Source organism: Helicobacter valdiviensis, from assembly GCF_003245365.1.
Classification (GTDB): domain Bacteria; phylum Campylobacterota; class Campylobacteria; order Campylobacterales; family Helicobacteraceae; genus Helicobacter_D; species Helicobacter_D valdiviensis.
The window spans coordinates 1-5,176 of the sequence record NZ_NBIU01000053.1 but is presented as its reverse complement, the minus strand read 5'-3'; the positions used below and the strand labels follow the sequence as shown (position 1 = coordinate 5,176).

At 32.7% G+C, this 5,176-nt stretch carries 6 protein-coding genes and 1 pseudogene; all 7 read right to left on the bottom strand.

What is annotated here, in order from left to right; genetic code table 11:
* Positions 1-86: 86 nt before the first annotated feature.
* Positions 87-1,055 (bottom strand): phage late control D family protein, encoded by a 969-nt coding sequence (locus tag B6S12_RS10065; protein ID WP_111230649.1) that lies wholly within the window; start codon positions 1,053-1,055, stop codon positions 87-89.
* Complete coding sequence (locus tag B6S12_RS10060) at positions 1,049-1,240, bottom strand: tail protein X (RefSeq protein ID WP_111230648.1); 192 nt, start codon at positions 1,238-1,240, stop codon at positions 1,049-1,051. The genes B6S12_RS10065 and B6S12_RS10060 overlap by 7 nt, the downstream gene beginning before the upstream one ends.
* Positions 1,233-1,604: a phage tail protein gene (locus B6S12_RS10055; protein ID WP_111230647.1), complete on the bottom strand. Its 372-nt coding sequence runs from the start codon at positions 1,602-1,604 to the stop codon at positions 1,233-1,235. The genes B6S12_RS10060 and B6S12_RS10055 overlap by 8 nt, the downstream gene beginning before the upstream one ends.
* 1 nt (position 1,605) lies before the next feature.
* Complete coding sequence (locus B6S12_RS10050; protein WP_111230646.1) at positions 1,606-3,690, bottom strand: phage tail tape measure protein; 2,085 nt, start codon at positions 3,688-3,690, stop codon at positions 1,606-1,608.
* Positions 3,691-4,093: 403 nt separating this feature from the next.
* Positions 4,094-4,327, bottom strand: coding sequence for a phage tail assembly protein (locus B6S12_RS10040; protein WP_111230645.1), 234 nt, complete (start codon positions 4,325-4,327; stop codon positions 4,094-4,096).
* 10 nt (positions 4,328-4,337) lie between these two features.
* Positions 4,338-4,853: a phage major tail tube protein gene (locus B6S12_RS10035; RefSeq protein WP_111230644.1), complete on the bottom strand. Its 516-nt coding sequence runs from the start codon at positions 4,851-4,853 to the stop codon at positions 4,338-4,340.
* An 18-nt stretch (positions 4,854-4,871) separates the two neighbouring features.
* Positions 4,872-5,176 (bottom strand): annotated as a pseudogene (locus B6S12_RS10030) (phage tail sheath family protein); the annotation flags it as partial.

Genomic DNA, 5,176 nt, shown 5'->3' with positions numbered 1-5,176 from the left:
ATCCTTTTAAAATGAAATAAAATAGCTTTAAATTAAATTTTAAAGCTATAATCTTTTTGCTAGTTTTCTTGGGCTAGAGCTTAGCTTTAGCCCTCAAAATTTACACTTATTCTATATCCACTAGAATCTAGCTCATGTCTTACTTCTTTAATGCTAAAAGTCGCACTTTCAGCAATACCTTTAATAATCAAATTTGCTCCTGCTCTTATATTAGCACCCTTTAAACTACATGAGCCTTCATATACGCCAACATTTAGTGCCTTTAATTTAGCCAAACCTTGTGCCAGAGCTTCACTTTCACTTTTAGCAGGTGCGATTTTTAGCTCATATACTAGATTACTTTTGCCACAAAGCACACTTTTAATTGTGCCACTTTGTATATCTTGATAGCTCACTCTAACACCTGTATAATTATTGCGATTTTTGATATTGATTTGTAAATCAAATAAATCGCTCAAAGTTAGTGTATGAGTAAGACTACTTCCTCCTTTAATACTTGCTCCCTTTTCTCCATCTTGAGCTATGTTTTTTTGTTCTATGATAATTAGTGTTTGCTCTTTAATGCAAGCCAAATAACCATATTTAGCACACAAAGAGTAGATAAACTCCATATCGCTAATATTATTTTGAAGTTCATATTTTATGAAAGTTTTAGTGCATACTTCCACTTTGTGTCTTAGATTGTTTTCTTGTGCTATCTTTTTGGCAATTTCTGCTAGATTTGTATTTTCAAAGGCTCTATCTTTTTTAACCTTTAGATTGCTTGAAAAGTTTATTGCAGTCGCTCTAATTTCTGTGGTATTGCTTGTATAATTTTTAGAAAAAGAATTGAGTGCAAAAGTTCCACATTTATAGAGTTTCTCCCCATATCCCAACCATAGCTCTAAACTATCTCCAAAAGGGGCTCTTGCATATAGCCCATTAAGGCTTAAGCTAATCTCATCACTTTCATCTTTTGCCTTATCATCAAAACTTAGACTAATAAGATTTTTAGAGATTGTTTGCGTGATGTCTTTGCCTTTTGCTAAAAGCTTAAAACTTGGTTTATCTACCATAATGCCTCCTCTTTGTTTTCTTTTTTCTCAATCTTTGGCAAAATCACTCTATCGCCACTTTTTAAAAGCGGAGTAAGCTTGGGATTTGCTTCTAAGATTACACTAAAATATTCCAAAGTTCCATAATGGTTATACACTACTTTATCCAATCTCTCTCCACCCATTGCTATATATACTTTATTCATCAAAATCCCTCTCTAAATTTAAACTAAAGCTTTGTTCTAAAAATCCACTTCCTTCTATAAAAACACTTTGTTTTTCCTCTAATCCTTTAATGACAAATTTTCCATAATAAATTCCATTTGCAGAGCATAGAGAAAAAGACAAACCAGAGCTTCCCATTTCTTTTAATTTACTTAGATAGTTATTGCCATCTTTTAGTGGGATTGTTTTGCCACTTATGCTTAAAGTTTGACTTTCTTTTTTGGCATTAAACAAACAAGGATGATTATTAATGCGTTCATTGCTTCCTATACCATAATCTACACTAATACTAAGTTCATCAGCATGCAGTGCACTAAATTTAAAATCTCCTAGTGAAAAAATCATACTACCCCCAAATCGTTGTTTGTTTTTGTTTGTCATTATTTTTAGAAATTGCTTTTAATACTTCTCTTTCTATTTCTTTTGCAAATGCACCTAAATCAAAGATGCCATTTTGCGTAGCAATATTAAAAGTGCCATTTACATTCACACTTACATGGCTATTTTGCACATTGTTTGCTTGTTGTGTTTTTGTGGGTATTGTGTTAGTTTTAGCCTTTAAGTCTTCCACATAGCTTTTTGAAACCTGCAAATCTTGCTTGTTTGCGTCCTTTTTGTTTTCTTGCCCTGTAGAATTATTTTGTATTTCTTCATCTTCTGTAAATCCAAAAAAATTAGCAATTTTGCCACCAATATTTTTTAACTTGCCTAATGTATTATTTACCCATTCTAACTTTTTAGCAAACCAATCAAATATACCAGAAAATAAACCTGTAAAAAATTCCCCAATAGGTGCAAACACTGCCTTAAAAAAACTAGCCATACCACCACTTAAGCTCTTAAAAATATTCACAAAATATTTAAATAAATTAATCCAACCCATAAACACTGCTTTTACAAAATTAGCTATGGGTTGCCATAGAGGTTTTAACCAATTTATAAAGCTCATAAACCAACCTTTAACCTTTTCCCAATTTAGCACCACTAAAGTTGCAACCCCTGCTATTGCCATTAAAATTAATCCAATAGGATTGCTTAAAAACGCTATTTTTAGAATATTAAAAGCGGTAGTGATTGCATTTAAAGAAAATATAAATTGTGCCATTATAAGTCTTGCTACAAGCATACTTGTTTTAAAAGCAGTCATTGCCACGCTAGAGGCTGTAAGTGCTACAACAATAGTTCCAATCGCCACACTTAAATTGGGGAAGGTATCCACAAGCCACCTTATAGCATTAATTACACTGCTTAAGAGTTTAACGATAACATTAATAGCAGGTGCTAAAGCTACCCCAAGTGAAGCTGTTAGATTGCTTATAGAAGTGGTAAGCTTCTCTAATCCTGCATTAGTGCTAGAATTTAATTTATTAAATTCATTGTTTAATCCTCCCATTTTTGTGTTGCTTAGAGATTTTAACGCCTCTTCATATTTATCTGTATTATCCACTAAATTTTGCATCATTCCAGCAGCACCACTTCCAAATACAGAATTTAAAAAATCCGTCATCTCATCTTTTGGGAGTGTCTTAATTTGGTTTAGAAGCATTTTTACAGCCTCTCCTGCATCTTGTTTAAAATAAGCACTTAGCTGTTCTGTGCTAAGCCCTAAAGATAAAAATTGATTTTTTACATCATCGCTTGCATTGTTTAAGGTAGATAACACGCCAGTTAATGCTTTAAAAGTTCCTACTGCCTCCCCTTCATCTTTAGTAGCAGAGGCAAAAGCTGCACTCAAAGCTGCAGTTTGCTCTGCACTCATTCCAATAAGTTTTGCATCGCCTCCTACTTCATTCATTACTTTAGCGATACTTCCTGCAGCTACATTAGAAACTTTAGCAACATTTACGATTTTATCCCCCAAGCTTTGCATTTGCTCTACATTAAGTTTGTAGATATTAGAGAGCTTACTCATAAAACCACTTGCCTCTTCATTGCTTAATTCAAAGACTTTTTGGTAACTTATTCCAAGTTTTGAAAAGGCTAGGATTTGTGCTTCGCTTTTAATTCCTAGCTTAGAGGCCTCTGTTCCTAGTTTCATTATTTCACTTACAGGTGCTCCAATATCTGAACTTAGATTTAAGAAGTTTTTACGCAAAGCATTTAAGGTTTTATTATCTGTGTTTAAATATTGATTGATGCGGTTTAAATCATCTTCTACATTTCCAGCAATTTTAACGGGAGCGACAATTGCTAAAGAGGCGGCAGCTTTTCCCATAAGCTCTCCACTCATACTGCTAAACTCCTCTTTTAAGGCACTAATTTTAGCCTTAGATTGTTCTAGCTTATCAATGCTCTTATTTAAAGCTTTAACACTTTTTGTGCTTTGGTCTAACTTTTGGCTAAAGGCTCTTAAGGAATCTGTGCTTTTAGCAATTTCTTTTAAACCCTTAAAAGCGAGACTAATTCCAAAGCTAAATCCTAAATCTTGCATAAAATTCCTTTTTATTATAAAATCCATTCTATGAAAAGAACAGATGCATTTTTGGCAAAAATTGCCTTTTTAACACATTTTAAATTAGTTTTTAAAGCCTTTTTAATACTTGGAGTTTTTATAGGGCTTATTCTTTTTCCTTTTATGAAAGAACCTATAAAAAACTTTTTTCAAATATTAGGTGGCTTTGCACTCTTTTTAGTGTTTCTTTATATAGTTACCTTGATTTATTTAATTTTGCAGAGAAAGTAAATTTCTCAATCTTTCTAAAATCAAGCATTTTGTGCCTTAATAATCTTTAGGCTAATTTCTAAAAACTCATAAAAATCTTTAATATTAAGCTCTAATATTTCTTGATATGAAAAATGCAAACAATGGGCAATGAGTGCAATTTGCTCATTGCTTATTGTTCCAAAAAACTTTGAAACTTCTCCAGTGCGGAACTTAACTTATTAATATCTCCCAAGCTTAATTTGTCTAACTCTTCTAAACTCATATTAGTGCATTCTCCTATTAGGTAAAAAGCACGCGTTCCCTCGCCCTTTGTGTTATCCATAGCACGCCTTAGCATTCCTGCTGTGGGTGGATTAAACTTTACTTCTGCTCCATTTTCTAATGTAATCATTACTTTTTCCATTTTTATATCCTTATAAACTTAAATTTTCTCTAACACCACTTAATAAATCTTTGCCATCAATCTCTAAAATCAGATTTTTAACATCTGCCAAAAAGAGCTTTTTGCCATCCATACTGATTTTTATGTAATGCACATTGATTTTTACTTCACTTGTAAATTCGCTTCCTGCGACAATGGAAGGCGGTGTAATAGAAGTCCATTCTCCATCTAGTTCTACTACAAAGGGAACTTCTTTGCCTGAACCGCTTTGATGAATGCTTGCTTTAAATACAAGCGGTATTTTTTCTTTATTAAAAGTATTTGCACCAAATGCATTAAACATTTGCTCGCCCATTTCGCTAATCTTAAAACTAGCCTCCATTGCTTTAAAAATTCCTGTGCCATAATTTGCACTAATTGCCCCTTTGCTTTCAATCACTTCTTGCTCAATTGTTGGTAAGGTAATATCTCTTGCTACTCCTGCATAACCATAACCATCTATAAAACAATTAGCTTGTTCTATTACTTGAGGTATTTTATTAAACATATTTTCTCCTTTTGTTAATTATTCTGTTTGTAAAGATTTCAAAAGATCACTTGCCCACTCATCACTATATTTAAAGTCTAGTGTGAGTTGTTTAACAATTGGATTATTCATCATTTTTGCTTGTAAATAAAACTTTCCAGCACTGATATTACTTGGAGTGTTTCTCTCCTCATCCCATTCTACTTCATAGCCTACAAGCACCTTAGCACCTTTTAGATTTCTTAGCATTTCTTCAACACTAAGCTTAATAAAATAAAGCTCACTTGCTTTTTTATCAATGGCTTTAAAAGAGGCTTTTTGTCCTGCAAGGGCTACTCTATCAA

Excerpts from the sequence above, each read along its gene's own strand:
- B6S12_RS10065 (WP_111230649.1), bottom strand. The coding sequence starts at position 1,055 with ATGGTAGATAAACCAAGTTTTAAGCTTTTAGCAAAAGGCAAAGACATC.
- B6S12_RS10060 (WP_111230648.1), bottom strand. The coding sequence starts at position 1,240 with ATGAATAAAGTATATATAGCAATGGGTGGAGAGAGATTGGATAAAGTA.
- B6S12_RS10055 (WP_111230647.1), bottom strand. The coding sequence starts at position 1,604 with ATGATTTTTTCACTAGGAGATTTTAAATTTAGTGCACTGCATGCTGAT.
- B6S12_RS10050 (WP_111230646.1), bottom strand. The coding sequence starts at position 3,690 with ATGCAAGATTTAGGATTTAGCTTTGGAATTAGTCTCGCTTTTAAGGGT.
- B6S12_RS10040 (WP_111230645.1), bottom strand. The coding sequence starts at position 4,327 with ATGGAAAAAGTAATGATTACATTAGAAAATGGAGCAGAAGTAAAGTTT.
- B6S12_RS10035 (WP_111230644.1), bottom strand. The coding sequence starts at position 4,853 with ATGTTTAATAAAATACCTCAAGTAATAGAACAAGCTAATTGTTTTATA.